This window comes from Coprobacter tertius (assembly GCF_024330105.1).
Classification (GTDB): domain Bacteria; phylum Bacteroidota; class Bacteroidia; order Bacteroidales; family Coprobacteraceae; genus Coprobacter; species Coprobacter tertius.
This window is the reverse complement of the sequence record NZ_JANDHW010000020.1, coordinates 1-16860: the sequence shown is the minus strand read 5'-3', so window position 1 is coordinate 16860 and position 16860 is coordinate 1. Positions and strand designations below refer to the sequence as shown.

The window sequence follows — 16860 nt, the reverse complement described above, 5'->3', positions numbered from 1 at the left end:
TATAACCAAAATATATAGAATAGTTTAATCGAAAAAATATACATCGTATTTGCTTATTTCTGTCACAGAAATAAAAGAGATTTTTACATTAACAAAAATAAAAACCGAACATTACTCTTACAAAAAATATCGACAAACCGGGGAATGAACACGACAAACCGGAATAAATTATCGGTAATTTATTTTACAAAAGTCATTTTTATCTATCTGTTTTACTATCAGTTAATCTTTTTTATTCCATTTAACACAAACTTTACCCTTATGACTATTCTCTATATGACCATAAAAATAAAAAGTTTCCTGCCCCAGCCCTATCTCCGAGCCATTTCCCGATAAAAAAGCAGTTGTTTTCATAAAAGACGAAATTATTGTTTATTCTCTCATAAAATCTGAACAAAACAGGCCTCCATCCCGTTTATAAGAAGTATAAGGGCATAAATATAAAATTATGGAAGAACTACGGTTTATAAATAATATGTCATCTTTATTGTATAAAACTCAAAAAGATAATTTCGGTCCTAGTACGCATCTCAAAGAATTGCAGGAATGGAATCTGCTGTTCGCAACATCTTGTGTAATGATGATTGAAGAAGAATATCATGTACATTTGGATATTAATGATTTATCTCATGTAGATACTGTTTCGGAACTTTATCGATGTATCCGCAATTTACAGAAATGATATTTTATACGTTAAGATAATGGAGGAATTGATAGGATGAAAATGCTGCTGTTAGCTGAATCTTTATCGTCTGTTTCGGGAGATTCCGGAATGGGCAATAGCCATATCATCGCCTCACTGAAACAAGGAAATCATCAACTTAAAGTTTTATGTGCGTCAAAAGACGGTTGTGTCATACCTCATTGGCCGGGAATAGAAATCGAACAACTATTCATTCCCGAAAAAAAAATCAAAAAGAATTCGTTCATATCATTTATAACCAATCATCTGCATAAGAAAAATACGAACGATCCGGAAAAAGAAAAATCCGAACTTTGGATAAAGGGTATATCTCAAGCCATTTCTCAGACGAAAGTCTCATACGATATGGCTTTTATTTTACCCGAAGGGCACTCTTTTATACCAGGTTTTGCTTTTTCCCAATTAAATACCGGTATTCCCTGGATAGCCGGATTTTCACACATGCACCCATTCAATTTCAATATCAAGCAAAGTATAAATGAAGAAAACTGGATGCGTTTTCGTTTTAGAATCGTCGCAGAACAAGCTACCTGGCTCGCCAGTCCTTCTATAAGGCTATGCGAACAAATCTTAACGATTGCACCGACTTTGCACTCCAAGCTATTATATCTTCCCTATCCGTCGACAAAAATTCCTGTAGATCATGTTACGCGCGAGGAACAGTCGATTCGTTACCCTTCATCGTGGTTCACTCTGCTTTGCCCCGGCAAATTAACCTACATTCCATTTGTACACCGTTTCTTAAAGGCCTTCGGCCGTTTTATCGGACAGCTTCCACCCGAGGCTTCTCCCGTAAAACTATTGCTATGCGGTGACGTGAGCCATGAGACTGAGATGGAAATACAAAATTATGGATTACACCCTTACATCCGCGCTGTAAAATTGGGTACGACCCGTTATTACGAGCTGCTCAAAGAGGTGTCGGCCCTTCTGCATACAGAAGAAAACCAGAACGATTCATTATTTCTGCCCGGATATATACCAAGCTGTATATCGGCAAAACAACCATTACTGGCATGCGTACAATACCGTTCTGAGACTCGCCGGCTATTGGGAGAAGAATTACCCCTTTATTGCAACGCAAATGATGAAGACGATATATATTATGCATTAATAAGGCTTTGGCTTCATTGGCACAATAATGAGCCAAGACCAGACTACCCGGAAAAACTCTTATACTTAATTAGCGAACAAAACATAAATTCGATAATGGATATGACCCTGAGACTAAATATCAGGGAAACAGAGCCGATAAAAGATTAAAAAACAATATGCTATGTGTGGATTAGCCGGTATAGCAGGAGAAACCGAGAATATGGATAAACTCCTGAATAAAATGATAAAAATACAAGAGCACCGGGGCCCCGACGGTTCCGATACATGGGCGTCATGGTTTTGCGATGCTCGCATCGGGCTGGCTCACTCCCGATTGACGGTGAGAAAGAGAGCGGAAACGGAAATCCAGCCTTATCTCGACGAAGACACGGGAATTGTCATCATGTTCGACGGGAATATACACAATTACAAAGATATCTATAAACAACTCGAAGATCATTATCCTTTCCGTTCGGGCAGCATGTCAGAAGTTGTTGCAAAAGCCTATCATCGCTGGGGTCGCAACCTTTCTGAACATTTGGAAGGCACCTTTTCTCTTGTCGTTTACGACCGTTCTGGGAAACAACTATTTATTACCCGGGATCATTTCGGTATAAAACCGCTTTATTTTGCATTACAAAAAGGGAACTTTTATTTCGCGTCCGAAATAAAAGCTTTATTTGCTGCCGGAGTAAACAGGCAAATGTCTCCTCACCGATGGTCGTCGTATCTCACATACGCATCATACGGAATGCCGTACGAAACCTTTTGGGAAAACGTATATCAGTTACCCGCAGGACATTCATTATTTTTCGACGGCTTTTCTCTCGATGTATGGCAATGGTACGATTTTAAACAGGCCGTTTCGGAAATCGCTGTTCCAAATAATGAAAAACCGGCAGCCGAACGCTTACTCAGTCTAGCCGATAATGCAATTTTATCTAATCTCGATACGGATGTACCGATAGGGATCAACCTATCGGGTGGAATCGATTCGTCTTTTTTGTTAGGACTCCTAAATCGACATTGCGATATTCCATTACAAATTTATTCATACTACAGCGGCGACAAACTCGATGATGAAATTCTCTGGACCGAAGAGATGATTTCACACACACCTTATCGTCTCGAGCAAGTACGCATGACCGCCGAAATGGTAAAAACCGAAGCTCGGTATATCGCCCGCATTCAAGACGAACCTTTCGACGGAATCGATTCGTTAGCCTATGCTCGTTTATTTAGAATAGCCAGAAAACGAGGCACTATCGTACTTTGTGACGGACTCGGACTCGACGAAGTATGGGGAGAATACCCACACCGAAATCATAACATTCAGGCGGTTTCTGATGAATCGATCTGCCTGAGATCCGATTTTAAAGAATTAGCACGTAGTCCCGAAGCTCCTGCACCATTCAATACCGAATATGAAAATCAAAGGTATTATGACCTGTTCTATGGAAATATACCTCATCAGCTGCGTTTCCACGACCGTGTAAGCATGGCTTATTCAACCGAATTAAGGAAACCATTTCTCGACCATAAATTAGTTGAATACGCATTTGCCGTTCCCGAACGATTAAAATTACAAAATCATACCGATAAGTGGCTCATCAGGAAATTGTCCTCTCGTATGCTGCCTTCCGATACACGTCTCGCTCCTGAAAGAAAAGTGGCAAAAAACCAAAAAAATTGGTTGGTAAACGAACTGAAAGAATGGGTCGACGATTCGGTTTCAGGATTACGTAACGGAAAAATATCGCACTGGATCGATGGAGATCATCTCGAAAAGGAATGGAAACATTATAAAGACGGAACAATCGATTGTGATGTCATGCGCGTATGGAGATGGCTAAATCTGCATATTCTTCTCAATAACGAATGATTTACCTGGCCAGATAATAAAAGGTGGTGATAAATGATGTATATTTGTCTCAAATATTTATGGCGAGATGGAATTTATCGAACAAAAAATACCCGGTGTATTTATTATAGAACCAAAAGTTTTCGGTGACGAACGAGGATATTTCATGGAAACCTATCGGAAAGATCTGTTCGACGCCAACGTAGCAAAAACAGAATTTTTACAGGATAACGAATCATGCTCGACTTATGGAGTATTGCGTGGGTTACATTACCAAACCGGAGAGTATTCACAGGCTAAACTCGTGCGGGTGATCGAAGGTAAAGTCCTCGATGTCGCTGTCGATCTGAGAAAATCATCCCCCACCTTCGGGCAACACGTGGCTGTAGAGCTTTCATCTCGCAATAAGCGACAATTATTTATCCCACGGGGATTTGCCCATGGCTTTCTCGTTCTTAGTGAAACCGCTGTCTTCACTTACAAAGTAGATAATGTATATGCCCCTAACGCAGAAGCCTCTTTGCAATTCAATGATCCTGCTTTACAGATACACTGGCCCGTTCCCGAGTCGGAAATGATCCTTTCTTCGAAAGACCGCTCTGGAAAACCTCTGTCTGAAACAATACTCTTTGAATAATCTTATTCTATATATATAATTTACAGCCGGATCATACCGGCTGTCTTTTTAACTCCCCATACCTGCCCTGTTAAGTAGATAACAGCAGATTACAAATTGCCATATACCAATATAGAAAAATTCATTTTAACTGAAGTTTTTCCTACCTTTGCGGCAAAAAAAGAGATCGTAATGACTAAAATAGGTTCTACCCTTTCTAAGGTAGGTAAAAAGGCCCTTCTTTGTGGCTCGGGGGAATTAGGGAAAGAAGTCGCAATAGAATTACAGCGATATGGAGTAGAAGTAGTCGCATTAGATAAATACGAAAATGCACCCGCCATGCAAGTGGCACACCGCTCATATGTTTTGTCTATGCTCGACGGCAAACGACTAAAAGAAATCATCGAGTTAGAAAAACCCGATTATATAATTCCAGAAATAGAGGCTATCGCGACCGAAACACTATTAACACTCGAAAAAGAAGGCTTTAGTGTAACCCCTACGGCAGATGCAGCCTATCTTACGATGAATAGGGAAGGAATAAGACGGTTAGCAGCAGAAAAACTGGGAATTAAAACCTCTCCTTACCGTTTTGCATCTACAAAAGATGAATTCGAAAAATGTATTTATGAAATAGGAATGCCATGCGTCGTAAAACCTATTATGAGTTCTTCGGGACACGGACAAAGTGTGGTACATACCCAAAAAGACATCGATCCCGCATGGCATTATGCGCAAGAAGGAGGCCGGGCAGGTGCCGGACGCGTTATAATAGAAGGATTTATAGACTTCGATTACGAAATAACTTTACTCACAGTACGTCATATCGGAGGAATTGCTTTTCTCGAACCGATCGGCCACCATCAGGTAGATGGAGACTACCGTGAATCATGGCAACCTCAAGTTATGAGTACGGAAGCCCTACGAAAAGCTCATGACATCGCCCGAAAAATAACCGACGCATTAGGTGGCTGGGGAATTTTCGGTGTCGAAATGTTTATTAAAGACGACGAAGTTCTGTTTAGTGAAGTATCTCCAAGACCCCATGATACAGGAATGGTTACAATGATCTCACAAGACTTATCGGAATTTGCACTCCATGCACGTGCAGTATTGGGATTACCGGTACCGGGTATACGATTTTACGGACCATCGGCCTCAAAGGCCATTGTCGTTGAAGGAGACTCGGACAAAATAGAGTTTGAAAATCTCGAAGGAGTTTTAAGTGAACCCGATGTGCATTTGCGGTTATTTGGTAAACCCGAAGTAAATGGACATCGGCGTATGGGGGTTATCCTTGCAATTGCAGATACGGTAGAAGAAGCCCGTCAAAAAGCAGACCGGGCTTACAACAAATTGAAGATAACGATACACCCTCGATAATTTACATTGTGAATTATTTGGCACACATATATTTATCAGGAAACTCTACCCGCATGCAGGTAGGCGGATTTATTGCCGATGCAGTAAAGGGAAAATACGATAATTATCCCAAGACAATACAAAAAGGAATAGCTTTGCATCGTGAAATCGATATTTTTACCGATTCTCATGAAACAGTAAAAGAATGTATCGCTCGCTTACGGCCTCATTTCGGGAAATATTCGACCATATTACCCGATTTGTTTTTCGATCATTATCTTGCGTCCGATTTTACTGATTTAACCGGAAAATCGCTCGATAGTTTTTCATACCGGTTTTATATTTCATTAATACTGAATTATAAACACCTACCCTTACGTGTGCAAAACTTTGTATGGCATTTTATAATTACAAACCGGCTAGGTCGTTACCGCACATTAAAAGGGTTAAATGAATCATTAGAGATCATGCGACGTTATAACCGTCTTCCTCTCGATACGGATGAAATAATGATACATTTTCGAGAAAATTACAACTTTTACCGATCGGCATTCGACGCATTTTTTCCTGAAATAATTTATTTTGCCGCAGATCACAGACATGCGAAATAAAAAAGGCTCAAAACCGCTTATAGCAGACAGCAATTAAAAGGCTTGTTTTTCAGAAAAAAAAATATTAATTTTACATTTGATATTTATAAGAATATCATTTGCTTCTTTAAAACCGATGAAACAATCATAATAAATTTCCGGTGTGGTATTTTATCCGTTTCTCTGTTCTCGATATCTGAAGAATTAAACATTAAATTAATTCTTGCGATTTTCTTTTTATTGATAACTGAATGTAAAATGAGAGACCGCCGTCACGGCCTGCAATTGTCATCTCCACCCCGTTATCGCTGGTTACGTTGGATCTTTTACATTGCATTATTGCTTGTAATTCTTACTTTCGGTGGCGGTAAAGACGTATTTATTTACTTTCAATTCTGACAAAATATGAAACGCTTTTTACTATACTCGATATTATTCGGTACTCTATTTTGTATAAGATGTCCTATATCCCGAAGACATGACTAAAAACATATTGATATTAGGAGATTCTCATACCGAAAACGCAATAAACGATTCTATATTTTCTAATAGCCTTAATTACTCTGCCAGCGCCGACGCTTACATTTTCAGTTATGTAAAATAAAGGCAATACTGAATAGTAAATGTGCTTAGGAGGGAGTCCTAACCCATTACAATTGGAATACCTGCACAAAATAGTCGAACTTTGCGAGCAGCAACACATAAAATTATACTTTATCAATACTCCGATTTATCAAATTGACAAATATTGGGATACAGAAGATTTTTATAAAAAAATTAAAACAATGTTCGGTAACGTAGAGTTTCTCGATTACGGACGATTACAATTTCCAGACTCCTGTTATGGAGATATCGATCATCTGAATTACAAAGGAGCCAAACAATTTTCACTTTACCTCGAGAAAAATTTCCGGAGCAATCCTCCTGTTTGTCAATCACAGTCCGAATAATAAAAAAAGAGAGAAAAAGACATATAATAAAAATTAGCACTAACTTTGTCGCCTACTAAAAACATAATCTGATATGTCAACGTATACCGAAGACTTACGTAAAGTCACCACACACCGCCTTTTCGAAATGAAGCAACGCGGTGAAAAAATCTCGATGCTTACCGCATATGATTATTCTATGGCAAAACTGATCGATCAGGCTGGCATGGATGTAATACTTGTCGGAGATTCGGCATCGAATGTCATGGCCGGAAATATTACTACACTTCCTATGACTCTCGACCAAATGATTTACCATGGAGTTTCTGTAGTAAAAGCCGTTAAACGCGCTCTTGTCGTAGTAGACATGCCTTTCGGTTCTTACCAGGGAAATTCGAAACAGGCCGTCGCTTCGGCTATACGCATTATGAAAGAAACAGGAGCAGACTGCATTAAAATGGAAGGTGGTTCTGAAATAGAAGAATCGATCGCACGCATTCTCAGTGCGGGAATTCCTGTGATGGGACACCTGGGCCTCACCCCGCAATCGATTAACAAATTCGGGACATATACCGTAAGGGCAAAAGAAGAAGCAGAAGCCAAAAAGTTACTTGAAGATGCTCATTTACTTGAAAATCTCGGTTGTTTTGGAATTGTTCTTGAAAAAATTCCTGCCAAACTGGGAAAGCAAGTAGCCGATGAACTCTCCATCCCCATTATCGGAATCGGTGCGGGCGGAGACGTCGACGGACAGGTTCTGGTCATGCACGACATGCTTGGAATCAATAAAGGATTTTCACCCCGTTTCCTGCGCCGTTACGCCGACCTTTCAACCATCATAACCGATGCCGTAGGAAATTATATCAAAGATGTTAAAACAAAGGACTTCCCGAACGAATCAGAACAATACTAATATATATTTTTCAGGAACGAGGAGCTATAGATATGACACTCTAAACTTTTTGTTCCTGAAAAATTTTAAATTAATCACACATACTTTTTCACATAACCTTCCCTTCCCCCAAAAAAGAATTTTCATGTTTTAATTTTCAGTTTTACATACAAAATTATTATCCGAAAATATTCCCGATACTCATACCCGCCCCAACTGAGTATAAGACGTAAAACTATTACATACTATAAAGGCATTTTTCAAAAAGACAATAAGTTACCCAAATTGACAACTCAACATGACAAAATAGGAAAGAAAGACAATCTTCTTCTTTAAATACTGAATTTTTTCTCCATTTTTATATCAAAAATCTATTTTTTCGAAAATAAAATAGTTACCTTTGCACCGGAAAAATAAACACGCAAATGAAAGCATTCGGGCTGATCTTGATCGCAACTTTTCTATCCGCTGTTTTATTATTAGCATCATGCGGAACTACCAATCCATGCGGATGCTAAAAAACAAGGAAGACACGAAACGAGAAAGAAAGACTTGAAATTAAAAACGCAATTAATTTGTTTTTTATAATAAACCCTTTAAAGTTTTATTACAATGATTAAAGTAGGTATTAACGGTTTTGGCCGTATCGGACGTTTCGTTTTCCGTGCTGCTCAAAAAAGAAATGACATTGAAATTGTTGGTATTAACGACCTTTGCCCGGTAGATTACTTGGCATACATGTTGAAATACGACACAATGCACGGACAATTCGATGGTACTATCGAAGCTGACGTGGAAAAAAACCAATTGATCGTAAACGGTAAAAAAATCCGTGTAACTGCAGAAAAAAATCCTGCTGACCTGAAATGGAACGAAATTGGCGCTGAATATGTAGTTGAATCGACAGGTTTGTTTTTGACTAAAGAAAAAGCTCAGGCTCATATCGACGCTGGTGCAAAATATGTTGTAATGTCAGCTCCTTCTAAGGACGATACTCCTATGTTTGTTTGCGGTGTAAACGAAAAAACCTATGTTAAAGGTACTAAATTCGTTTCTAACGCTTCTTGTACTACAAACTGTTTGGCTCCTATCGCCAAAGTTCTGAACGACAAATTCGGTATCACCGACGGTTTGATGACTACCGTTCACTCTACTACTGCTACACAGAAAACCGTTGACGGTCCTTCTATGAAAGACTGGAGAGGTGGTCGTGCTGCTTCTGGCAACATTATCCCTTCTTCTACCGGTGCTGCTAAAGCTGTAGGTAAAGTTATTCCTTCTTTAAACGGAAAACTTACCGGTATGTCTATGCGTGTCCCGACTCTCGATGTTTCGGTTGTCGACCTGACCGTAAACTTGGCTAAACCGGCTACTTATGCCGAAATTTGCGCTGCTATGAAAGAAGCTTCTGAAGGCGAACTGAAAGGTATCCTCGGATACACTGAAGATGCCGTAGTTTCTTCTGACTTCCTTGGCGACGCTCGTACCTCTATCTTCGATGCTAAAGCAGGTATCGCTCTTACCGACACCTTTGTTAAAGTTGTTTCTTGGTACGACAACGAGATCGGTTACAGTAACAAAGTTCTCGACCTGATCGCACACATGGCTTCTGTAAACAAATAATTATAGTTACCATAATAAAAAACGGCCTGAACTATTTCAGGCCGTTTTTTATTATGGTAACTTACACAGATTCCATTTAAGTTATACAGTAATAGATTGTTAAAGAATAATTACGCCATAGAAAAAAAAGAAATTACTCAAAAAAAAATCGAAATCAGACTGCATTCTTACCCACTTATTTGTTTATACTCTATAACTCAAAAAATTAAGGACAATGATTAAAGTAGGTATTAATGGTTTCGGCCGCATTGGCCGGTTTGTTTTCCGCGCCGCCCAAAAAAGAAGCGATATAGAAATCGTTGCCATAAACGATCTGGCTCCGGCTGATTATCTGGCTTATATGCTCGAATACGATACAATGCATGGCCATTTTGATGGAACTATCGAAGTGGACACCGCAAAAAGCCGGTTAATTGTTAATGGTAAAACCATACGAGTTACAGCCGAAAAAGATCCGGCCAATCTCAAATGGGATGAAATAGGAGCCGATTATATTGTAGAATCGACAGGCCTATTTCTCACTAAAGAGAAAGCTCTTGCCCATATCGATGCCGGGGCAAAATATGTTATAATGTCGGCTCCCCCCAAAGACGACACCCCGATGTTTGTTTACGGGGTAAACGAAAAAACGTATCAGAAAGGAACACAGTTCGTCTCCAACGCATCCTGCACAACTAATTGCGTAGCTCCCTTAGCAAAAGTTCTGAACGATAAATTTGGAATTACCGACGGTCTGATGACCACCGTACATTCCACTACAGCCACACAGAAAACAGTCGACGGCCCCTCTCTGAAAGATTGGCGGGGTGGACGTGCCGCATCGGGTAACATTATTCCGTCTTCTACCGGTGCAGCCAAGGCTGTAGGCAAAGTTATCCCTTCGTTAAATGGAAAACTTACCGGTATGGCTTTTCGGGTACCCACCCTCGATGTATCAGTTGTAGACTTAACTGTAAAATTGGCTAAACCCGCAAGCTATGACGAAATATGTAAAGCCATGAAAGAAGCATCTGAAGGCGAGCTGAAAGGAATTCTCGGATACACTGATAAAGATGTAGTCTCTTCTGATTTTCTCGGAGACCCTCGCACTTCCATTTTCGATGTAAAAGCAGGTCTCTCTCTTACCGATACCTTCGTTAAAGTAATCTCTTGGTACGATAATGAAATCGGTTATAGTACAAAAATTCTCGACCTGATAGACTACATGGCTTCTGTTAACAAATAAAATTTAGTAAAAAGCTTCCTATAAAGTAGGAAGTTTTTTTATAGGTAAGAAGATATTATAATAAATTCCAATTTCAAAAAATAACTTTATGCTCGAAATAGATAATTCCAGCAATTTTAGAGCCGAATGGCAAAACAAATCAAATAAATTTGTATATTTATCATTCGAACATTTAAATTTTTATTACCTATGAGCGTAAAGAAACATTATCCGATAGGAATTATCGCTATTACAACTATTACCCTGTTTTCCTGCAACTCACAAAATAAAAACGGTGCTTCACTACAGTCAGAAAAAAACAATACAAAAGATACAACCATTGTCTTAAAAGACTATGGAAATAAACCGACGGTACTCGATATCGAATCTTACACATTAAACAATAATAATTTCAGAACAGTATTATGGACCGGCTCGAATTTACAGGTTACATTAATGAGTATTCCTGTCGGAGGAGACATAGGCCTCGAATTACATCCTAATATCGATCAGTTTCTACGTATCGAAGAAGGAGAAGGACGAGTAATGATGGGAGATGCAGAAGATAACCTCGATTTCGTCCAAACCGTTAAAGCCGATAATGCAGTATTTGTTTCTGCCGGGAAATGGCATAACATCGTAAATACAGGAGATAAACCCCTCAAATTATACTCGATATACGCCCCAGCCGAACATCCGCACGGCACTATCCATAAAACACAAGCCGAAGCAATAGAAGCGGAACATCATCATTGAGATTGAAAATAATTTCATTTTTTAAAAACGATATTACAAGTAACACTCCATTATACGGAATATTTTAATAAAAACAGGCCCGTCCGGTATAATCAGACGGGCCTCTGTTCATCTTTACCATTCCGGCAATTTCTCACCGGTCACACACATACACATTATAATTCTTAAGATAAGCATTAATCAGTCGTAAAGTCAATTTTTTACCCTCGTTTACAGAGCCTGTTATTTCCACTTTCTCATCCCGTTCTATCTCCCGCAAACCGAAACTAAAATCCACGACCCTGCTTCCGTCCTTCGTAAATATAAATTCTGCCGTTAACAAAAACCGCATCCCTTCAAGTACAGGTTCGTAATCACCTCGATACGCCAACCCTGTAAGGTCATTATAGTCAAAATGCGACATAAACTCGGCTGCACTTAATAATGCCAACTGCCTGGCTGTAATTTTTATCATTATTATTCCCCTCCCTTTATATGCTTTAATTTACATGATCCGATAGTTCTTTTTCTTTTTCCCAAATAACGCAATCGCCATTGCCTCCTGATTATTACTTTATATATCCGAAAAAATCCTACCCGATTCGTATAAATATATTTTTGTTATTAAATTTCATTTTTACGGCGAATTTACTTAACTTTCCAGTCTCAATTTGCTAAACGACCTGTGCTGCCTTCCATTTAAGAACAGCACAAATATATGGTATTTTTACCATATACAAAAATTTATTGAGGTAAAAATACCATATTTAGAACTATTCTGAATTACGCCCCATGAACAATGAAGTTATCATACAGAGAATTAAAGATTTAATACGAGAATTAGGTGTTTCTCAAAATGAGTTTGCTGATCGTATCAAAACCGATCGTTCGAATTTTTCGAAACACATGAATGGTAAATTACCAATTGGCAACGTACTCATTAATAAAATTCTGGTTAGTCTCGATGTCTCAAAAGACTGGCTGCTCGAAGGCGTAGGAAATATGTTTCAATCTTCATTTTCCGAGAATAATGTCGTAACTGTATCCGGCAAGGCTATAGGAGAATTACAACAAAGAGGTGCTCCCGTTTATGACATAGATGTCACTGCCGGGCCTACTGGAAGAGAATTGGCTTTTTCGAGAGATTCACTTATCGGGAGCATCGATATACCGCTTATCAGTAATCGCACCAAAGTAGTAAACGTTAGTGGTAATAGTATGGAACCTGTTATTTGCAATAATGATCTTATCGCCATACGGGAAATAACCAATTTCGATCTTATTTTTTGGGGACAAATTTATGTCGTTATCCTTGATGATTACCGTATGGTCAAATACCTTAGACGACATGAAAATACCGATATGATAATATTAAGAAGTGAAAATAAAGAATACGATGATATCGAAATCCGCAAAATCGATATCCGCAGGCTATTTATAGTCGAAAACATTATCCGAATAGATAGTCGCCTATAATTGTTAATTTAACCCATGTTTTTAACTAACAATACTTAATTAACCCCTATTTTTTAATAGAAACCTTGTAAAACCAACAAAAAACGGCTATATTTGTAATACGTTTTTTCATGGTATTAGATTTAAGGTTAATTAGAAAATTGGGTTGTCGAGATGACAACCTTTTTCTTTTTAAACTTAACTGTCAAAATTTAAAAATACAAGCTATCATTCATTTATATCTATTCTTGTCCATCTATCGGTTCTATAGAAGGTGAATTAAAAATTTTATCAGCCAAAGCCTTGTCTTTCTCAAATATTTGTAACCGTACGCCACTGATATCCTCGTTAAAAATAGGATATAGAGTTGCCATATTTTCATTTGTAACAAAAGCCGGTACCCCATTCGCCTCAAGAATATTTTTTGCTTCATACGCAGCAAAAGGAGTATCATAAGTTTTATACGTAATAATTTCAGATTCTGTATCCATAGCAGTTGTTTTTCTGATAAATATAGAGTTTTTTTTAAGACTTACAAACGTTTTCGATCAATTTCAGTGGATCGATTCAACTTTTTACGTTCCAAATTTGGGATTATATGTTCTATATTTAAGATGAAAGATCACAAAACAGATTTAATCTATTATTTTTGATATCTAAAATAAAATTACGCTCATGGCAATAATATATCCACATATCGATCTTCCGGAACAATTTATAGCTTGGACAGATATTTCAGAAGATATACTGAATCTATACAAACAATCCTGTAAATTAAAAGCCGGTATATTTGCATTGTGTATCGATGGATCTATCAAAGCCTCTATTAACCTGATCGATTACAAAATTAAAGCCGGCAATCTGATCTCGCTTCTGCCCGGAAGCATTATTCAGTTAAATCAAGCTGAAGAAAATGCTAAACTCTGCTTTATGGGATTTTCCTCTGAATGTATAGAAAATGTCAACCTGCTAAAATCGACAATGGATTTTCTGCCGATTATCACCGAAAATCCCGTAATTCAATTAAACACCGACAATACTGAGTTTTTTAACGATTATATTTCTTTAATAGCCCGGGCTTACAGTAAAAAAACGCCAAAGCTCAACCATGAGATAATAAAGAATATACTTTCTACAACATTGATAAGCATCGGGATACTCTATAAAGAATATTCATGGAATACACATATTGCTAACCGTAGCGAAATAATATGTAAAGAATTACAGAAATATATTATACAGCATTATACCTATGAAAGACACGTGAGCTTTTATGCCGAAAAATTGGGGATTTCGTTACAACATTTGTGTATGGTCGTAAAACAACAAATGGGAAAAAATGTAACAGACATCATCGCCGGAGTCGTCATTATGGATGCTAAAGCCAAATTAAAATCGACCGATATGAGTATAACAGAAATATCGCGATCTCTGAATTTTGCTAACGCCTCGTTTTTCGGTAAATATTTTAAACGTCACGTCGGAATCGGCCCACAAGAATACCGTAATAGCTGATGTATAAATTTTTAGGAGGTCATTATAAAAGTCGTAACCCCTTAATATTTTTCTGCTATCAGAAAAATCACTAACTTCGTGACCGTTTACTGAAAATACAGATCAAATGGGTAAAAATAAGTTGCAGAAATTCGAAGATATGAGTTCCTATCCTCATGTGTTCCAGTTCCCGTTCTCGGTACTCCGTGAAAAAGGTTTTGAAATGAAAGGAAAATGGAATCACTCTTTTTTCGGCAATAATAATCCGATCGTTCTGGAACTTGGTTGTGGAAAGGGCGAATATGCAGTAGGACTGGCTCGCAAATATCCTGAAAAAAACTTTATCGGAATAGATATAAAAGGCGCTCGTATGTGGACCGGAGCCCGGCAATCCCTCGAAGAAAAATTATCGAATGTCGCTTTTTTGCGTACATCAATAGAACTAATACCTTTTTTTTTCGCAAACGATGAGGTCTCCGAAATATGGATCACTTTTCCTGATCCACAAATGAAGAAAGTAAGAAAAAGACTGACTTCTACCCGGTTTATGGAACTATACCGGCAAATTCTGACCGAAAATGGAATTATACACCTGAAAAGCGACAGTAATTTTATGTACACTTATACTTGCGAGATGATTAAAGCCAATCATTATCCCGTATTATTCTGTACCGATGATTTATATAACAGCTGCATACACGACGACATATTAGAAATAAAGACCTTTTACGAACAACAATGGCTCGAAAGAGGTCTCTCCATTAAATATATAAAATTTATTTGTGAGAATCGCGAACAACTCATTGAACCTGATGTTGACATTGAATACGATCCTTACAGAAGTTTCAACCGCAGTAAAAGAAGTCGAAACAAAATAAAAGACGATCACAAAGAGAACGAATTATAAATCACAAAAAAATGGCCCTTTATCCAAAACTAATAATCGATGCACTTAGTAAAGTGCGCTACCCCGGAAACGGGAAAGACCTTGTTTCTGCAGGAATGGTAGAAGATGATATACGGATTGATGGAAATAAGGTAAGCTTTTCGCTTATCTTTGACAAACCGAATGACCCGTTTATGAAATCGGTAGTCAAATCCGCCGAGACTGCAATTCTTACTTATATCGGTGAAGAAGTGGATATCAAAGGAAATATTCAAGTAAAAGCGAAACAGCTGAATAGGCCCGAACCGGGAAAATTATTGCCTCAGGTAAAAAATGTCATCGCTGTATCTTCAGGAAAAGGAGGGGTGGGTAAATCTACGGTTGCCGCTAATTTAGCTGTTGCTTTAGCTCAACAAGGATACAAAGTAGGTTTACTCGATGCAGATATTTTCGGACCTTCGGTACCCAAAATGTTCGGTGTTGAAGAAGAACGACCGGTTGCAGAAGAAATAGGAGGACGTGATTTAATCGTCCCTATTGAAAAATATGGCGTAAAACTCCTTTCTATCGGTTTTTTTGTAAATAAAGATAGTGCTATCGTCTGGAGAGGAGGAATGGCCAGCAATGCTCTGAAACAACTCATAGCCGACGGAAATTGGGGCGATCTCGACTACTTCATACTCGATCTCCCTCCAGGAACAAGTGATATACACCTTACCTTAGTCCAAACTCTCGCAATATCAGGAGCTATAGTCGTTACGACTCCTCAGGAAGTTGCCCTTGCCGATGCTCGTAAAGGGATAGATATGTTTACTAATGAAAAAGTAGGCGTACCGGTTCTTGGACTTGTCGAAAACATGTCTTGGTTTACTCCCGTTGAATTGCCCCAAAACAAATACTACCTTTTTGGTAAAGAAGGTGGTAAACGGCTGGCCGAAGAAATGGGAATAAAACTTCTCGGGCAAATTCCTGTTGTACAAAGTATTTGTGAAGGAGGAGACAACGGAAAACCAGTTGCTCTCGATAAAACATCTGTTACCGGCATAGCTTTCGCAGACTTAGCTCAAAATGTTGTAAAATCGACAGAAGAGAGAAATACCACACTTGCCCCGACTCAAATCGTAGAAACCGACAAAAAAGGATAAATAATTTTATTCCTTTTCTATTTACCATATTAAAAGAGAGAATTTAAACTGTCTCTCTTTTTTTATTCTTATATAAAATCAAGCATCTTAATATCCTTCTTTCATAAGCATAATTTACCTCATTTAACCCTTTTATAATAACTGAAACTCGCTAACGAAACATCACAACATATTAGAAATAAAACGGAAAAGAAACAAAATAAAAAGGAGAATATAAAATAGGATTTCTATCAGAGAGCGCAGATAAAAAAAATAAAGGAAGTAAAGCCG

18 protein-coding genes are annotated in these 16860 nt (G+C 38.2%); 15 read left to right on the top strand and 3 right to left on the bottom strand.

Translation table 11 applies throughout. The features are described from left to right. Nucleotides 1–222: 222 nt before the first annotated feature. Nucleotides 223–354 carry a hypothetical protein gene (locus NMU02_RS13235; RefSeq protein ID WP_255028438.1) on the bottom strand — a complete coding sequence of 44 codons (132 nt, stop codon included), beginning with the start codon at nucleotides 352–354 and terminating at the stop codon, nucleotides 223–225. 94 nt (nucleotides 355–448) lie between these two features. On the opposite strand from NMU02_RS13235, the gene NMU02_RS13230 reads away from it, so the two are divergent. The 11 genes from NMU02_RS13230 to NMU02_RS13180 all read left to right on the top strand — a co-directional run bounded on the left by NMU02_RS13230 (nucleotide 449) and on the right by NMU02_RS13180 (nucleotide 11631). Further along, complete coding sequence (locus tag NMU02_RS13230) at nucleotides 449–682, top strand: acyl carrier protein (RefSeq protein ID WP_255028437.1); 234 nt, start codon at nucleotides 449–451, stop codon at nucleotides 680–682. Nucleotides 683–724: 42 nt separating this feature from the next. Next, nucleotides 725–1966 (top strand): hypothetical protein, encoded by a 1242-nt coding sequence (locus NMU02_RS13225; protein WP_255028436.1) that lies wholly within the window; start codon nucleotides 725–727, stop codon nucleotides 1964–1966. Nucleotides 1967–1979: 13 nt separating this feature from the next. Then, a complete protein-coding gene (asnB, locus tag NMU02_RS13220) occupies nucleotides 1980–3680 on the top strand; it encodes an asparagine synthase (glutamine-hydrolyzing) (RefSeq protein ID WP_255028435.1) in 1701 nt (566 codons plus the stop codon). A gap of 67 nt (nucleotides 3681–3747) precedes the next feature. Beyond that, complete coding sequence (gene rfbC / locus NMU02_RS13215; protein ID WP_255028434.1) at nucleotides 3748–4296, top strand: dTDP-4-dehydrorhamnose 3,5-epimerase; 549 nt, start codon at nucleotides 3748–3750, stop codon at nucleotides 4294–4296. Nucleotides 4297–4467: 171 nt separating this feature from the next. Next, complete coding sequence (gene purT, locus NMU02_RS13210; protein WP_255028433.1) at nucleotides 4468–5658, top strand: formate-dependent phosphoribosylglycinamide formyltransferase; 1191 nt, start codon at nucleotides 4468–4470, stop codon at nucleotides 5656–5658. A gap of 17 nt (nucleotides 5659–5675) precedes the next feature. After that, nucleotides 5676–6248 (top strand): acyl carrier protein phosphodiesterase, encoded by a 573-nt coding sequence (locus NMU02_RS13205; protein WP_255028432.1) that lies wholly within the window; start codon nucleotides 5676–5678, stop codon nucleotides 6246–6248. A 602-nt stretch (nucleotides 6249–6850) separates the two neighbouring features. Beyond that, nucleotides 6851–7177: an LB_356 family protein gene (locus NMU02_RS13805; RefSeq protein ID WP_494337086.1), complete on the top strand. Its 327-nt coding sequence runs from the start codon at nucleotides 6851–6853 to the stop codon at nucleotides 7175–7177. A 73-nt stretch (nucleotides 7178–7250) separates the two neighbouring features. Then, nucleotides 7251–8069, top strand: coding sequence for a 3-methyl-2-oxobutanoate hydroxymethyltransferase (gene panB, locus NMU02_RS13195; RefSeq protein WP_255028430.1), 819 nt, complete (start codon nucleotides 7251–7253; stop codon nucleotides 8067–8069). A 591-nt stretch (nucleotides 8070–8660) separates the two neighbouring features. Further along, the gene (gene gap, locus NMU02_RS13190; RefSeq protein ID WP_255028429.1) at nucleotides 8661–9671 is read left to right on the top strand and encodes a type I glyceraldehyde-3-phosphate dehydrogenase; all 1011 of its coding nucleotides are present in this window, start codon (nucleotides 8661–8663) and stop codon (nucleotides 9669–9671) included. 214 nt (nucleotides 9672–9885) lie between these two features. Further along, nucleotides 9886–10896 (top strand): type I glyceraldehyde-3-phosphate dehydrogenase, encoded by a 1011-nt coding sequence (gene gap, locus NMU02_RS13185; RefSeq protein WP_255028428.1) that lies wholly within the window; start codon nucleotides 9886–9888, stop codon nucleotides 10894–10896. Nucleotides 10897–11085: 189 nt separating this feature from the next. Next, on the top strand, nucleotides 11086–11631 hold the full coding sequence (locus NMU02_RS13180) for a cupin domain-containing protein (RefSeq protein WP_255028427.1): 546 nt from the start codon (nucleotides 11086–11088) through the stop codon (nucleotides 11629–11631). Between the two features lie 133 nt (nucleotides 11632–11764). On the opposite strand, the gene NMU02_RS13175 is transcribed toward NMU02_RS13180, so the two are convergent. Next, the gene (locus tag NMU02_RS13175; RefSeq protein ID WP_255028426.1) at nucleotides 11765–12085 is read right to left on the bottom strand and encodes a hypothetical protein; all 321 of its coding nucleotides are present in this window, start codon (nucleotides 12083–12085) and stop codon (nucleotides 11765–11767) included. Between the two features lie 317 nt (nucleotides 12086–12402). On the opposite strand from NMU02_RS13175, the gene NMU02_RS13170 reads away from it, so the two are divergent. Next, entirely contained in the window at nucleotides 12403–13086 is a 684-nt protein-coding gene (locus tag NMU02_RS13170; RefSeq protein ID WP_255028425.1) for an XRE family transcriptional regulator, read from the top strand. Between the two features lie 221 nt (nucleotides 13087–13307). Here NMU02_RS13170 and NMU02_RS13165 read toward each other — a convergent pair whose 3' ends face one another. Continuing rightward, nucleotides 13308–13556 carry a putative signal transducing protein gene (locus NMU02_RS13165; RefSeq protein WP_255028424.1) on the bottom strand — a complete coding sequence of 83 codons (249 nt, stop codon included), beginning with the start codon at nucleotides 13554–13556 and terminating at the stop codon, nucleotides 13308–13310. Nucleotides 13557–13740: 184 nt separating this feature from the next. Between NMU02_RS13165 and NMU02_RS13160 the strand changes: the two genes are divergently transcribed. The 3 genes from NMU02_RS13160 to NMU02_RS13150 all read left to right on the top strand — a co-directional run bounded on the left by NMU02_RS13160 (nucleotide 13741) and on the right by NMU02_RS13150 (nucleotide 16590). Then, a complete protein-coding gene (locus tag NMU02_RS13160; protein ID WP_255028423.1) occupies nucleotides 13741–14580 on the top strand; it encodes a helix-turn-helix domain-containing protein in 840 nt (279 codons plus the stop codon). 106 nt (nucleotides 14581–14686) lie between these two features. After that, nucleotides 14687–15466 carry a tRNA (guanosine(46)-N7)-methyltransferase TrmB gene (trmB, locus tag NMU02_RS13155; protein WP_255028422.1) on the top strand — a complete coding sequence of 260 codons (780 nt, stop codon included), beginning with the start codon at nucleotides 14687–14689 and terminating at the stop codon, nucleotides 15464–15466. A gap of 11 nt (nucleotides 15467–15477) precedes the next feature. Beyond that, nucleotides 15478–16590, top strand: coding sequence for an Mrp/NBP35 family ATP-binding protein (locus tag NMU02_RS13150; protein WP_255028421.1), 1113 nt, complete (start codon nucleotides 15478–15480; stop codon nucleotides 16588–16590). Nucleotides 16591–16860: the final 270 nt, after the last annotated feature.

What these genes read in the sequence shown, in the direction of transcription:
- NMU02_RS13235 (WP_255028438.1), bottom strand. Translation starts at nt 354, where the DNA reads ATGAAAACAACTGCTTTTTTATCGGGAAATGGCTCGGAGATAGGGCTG.
- NMU02_RS13230 (WP_255028437.1), top strand. Translation starts at nt 449, where the DNA reads ATGGAAGAACTACGGTTTATAAATAATATGTCATCTTTATTGTATAAA.
- NMU02_RS13225 (WP_255028436.1), top strand. Translation starts at nt 725, where the DNA reads ATGCTGCTGTTAGCTGAATCTTTATCGTCTGTTTCGGGAGATTCCGGA.
- asnB (WP_255028435.1), top strand. Translation starts at nt 1,980, where the DNA reads ATGTGTGGATTAGCCGGTATAGCAGGAGAAACCGAGAATATGGATAAA.
- rfbC (WP_255028434.1), top strand. Translation starts at nt 3,748, where the DNA reads ATGGAATTTATCGAACAAAAAATACCCGGTGTATTTATTATAGAACCA.
- purT (WP_255028433.1), top strand. Translation starts at nt 4,468, where the DNA reads ATGACTAAAATAGGTTCTACCCTTTCTAAGGTAGGTAAAAAGGCCCTT.
- NMU02_RS13805 (WP_494337086.1), top strand. Translation starts at nt 6,851, where the DNA reads ATGTGCTTAGGAGGGAGTCCTAACCCATTACAATTGGAATACCTGCAC.
- panB (WP_255028430.1), top strand. Translation starts at nt 7,251, where the DNA reads ATGTCAACGTATACCGAAGACTTACGTAAAGTCACCACACACCGCCTT.
- gap (WP_255028429.1), top strand. Translation starts at nt 8,661, where the DNA reads ATGATTAAAGTAGGTATTAACGGTTTTGGCCGTATCGGACGTTTCGTT.
- gap (WP_255028428.1), top strand. Translation starts at nt 9,886, where the DNA reads ATGATTAAAGTAGGTATTAATGGTTTCGGCCGCATTGGCCGGTTTGTT.
- NMU02_RS13180 (WP_255028427.1), top strand. Translation starts at nt 11,086, where the DNA reads ATGAGCGTAAAGAAACATTATCCGATAGGAATTATCGCTATTACAACT.
- NMU02_RS13175 (WP_255028426.1), bottom strand. Translation starts at nt 12,085, where the DNA reads ATGATAAAAATTACAGCCAGGCAGTTGGCATTATTAAGTGCAGCCGAG.
- NMU02_RS13170 (WP_255028425.1), top strand. Translation starts at nt 12,403, where the DNA reads ATGAACAATGAAGTTATCATACAGAGAATTAAAGATTTAATACGAGAA.
- NMU02_RS13165 (WP_255028424.1), bottom strand. Translation starts at nt 13,556, where the DNA reads ATGGATACAGAATCTGAAATTATTACGTATAAAACTTATGATACTCCT.
- NMU02_RS13160 (WP_255028423.1), top strand. Translation starts at nt 13,741, where the DNA reads ATGGCAATAATATATCCACATATCGATCTTCCGGAACAATTTATAGCT.
- trmB (WP_255028422.1), top strand. Translation starts at nt 14,687, where the DNA reads ATGGGTAAAAATAAGTTGCAGAAATTCGAAGATATGAGTTCCTATCCT.
- NMU02_RS13150 (WP_255028421.1), top strand. Translation starts at nt 15,478, where the DNA reads ATGGCCCTTTATCCAAAACTAATAATCGATGCACTTAGTAAAGTGCGC.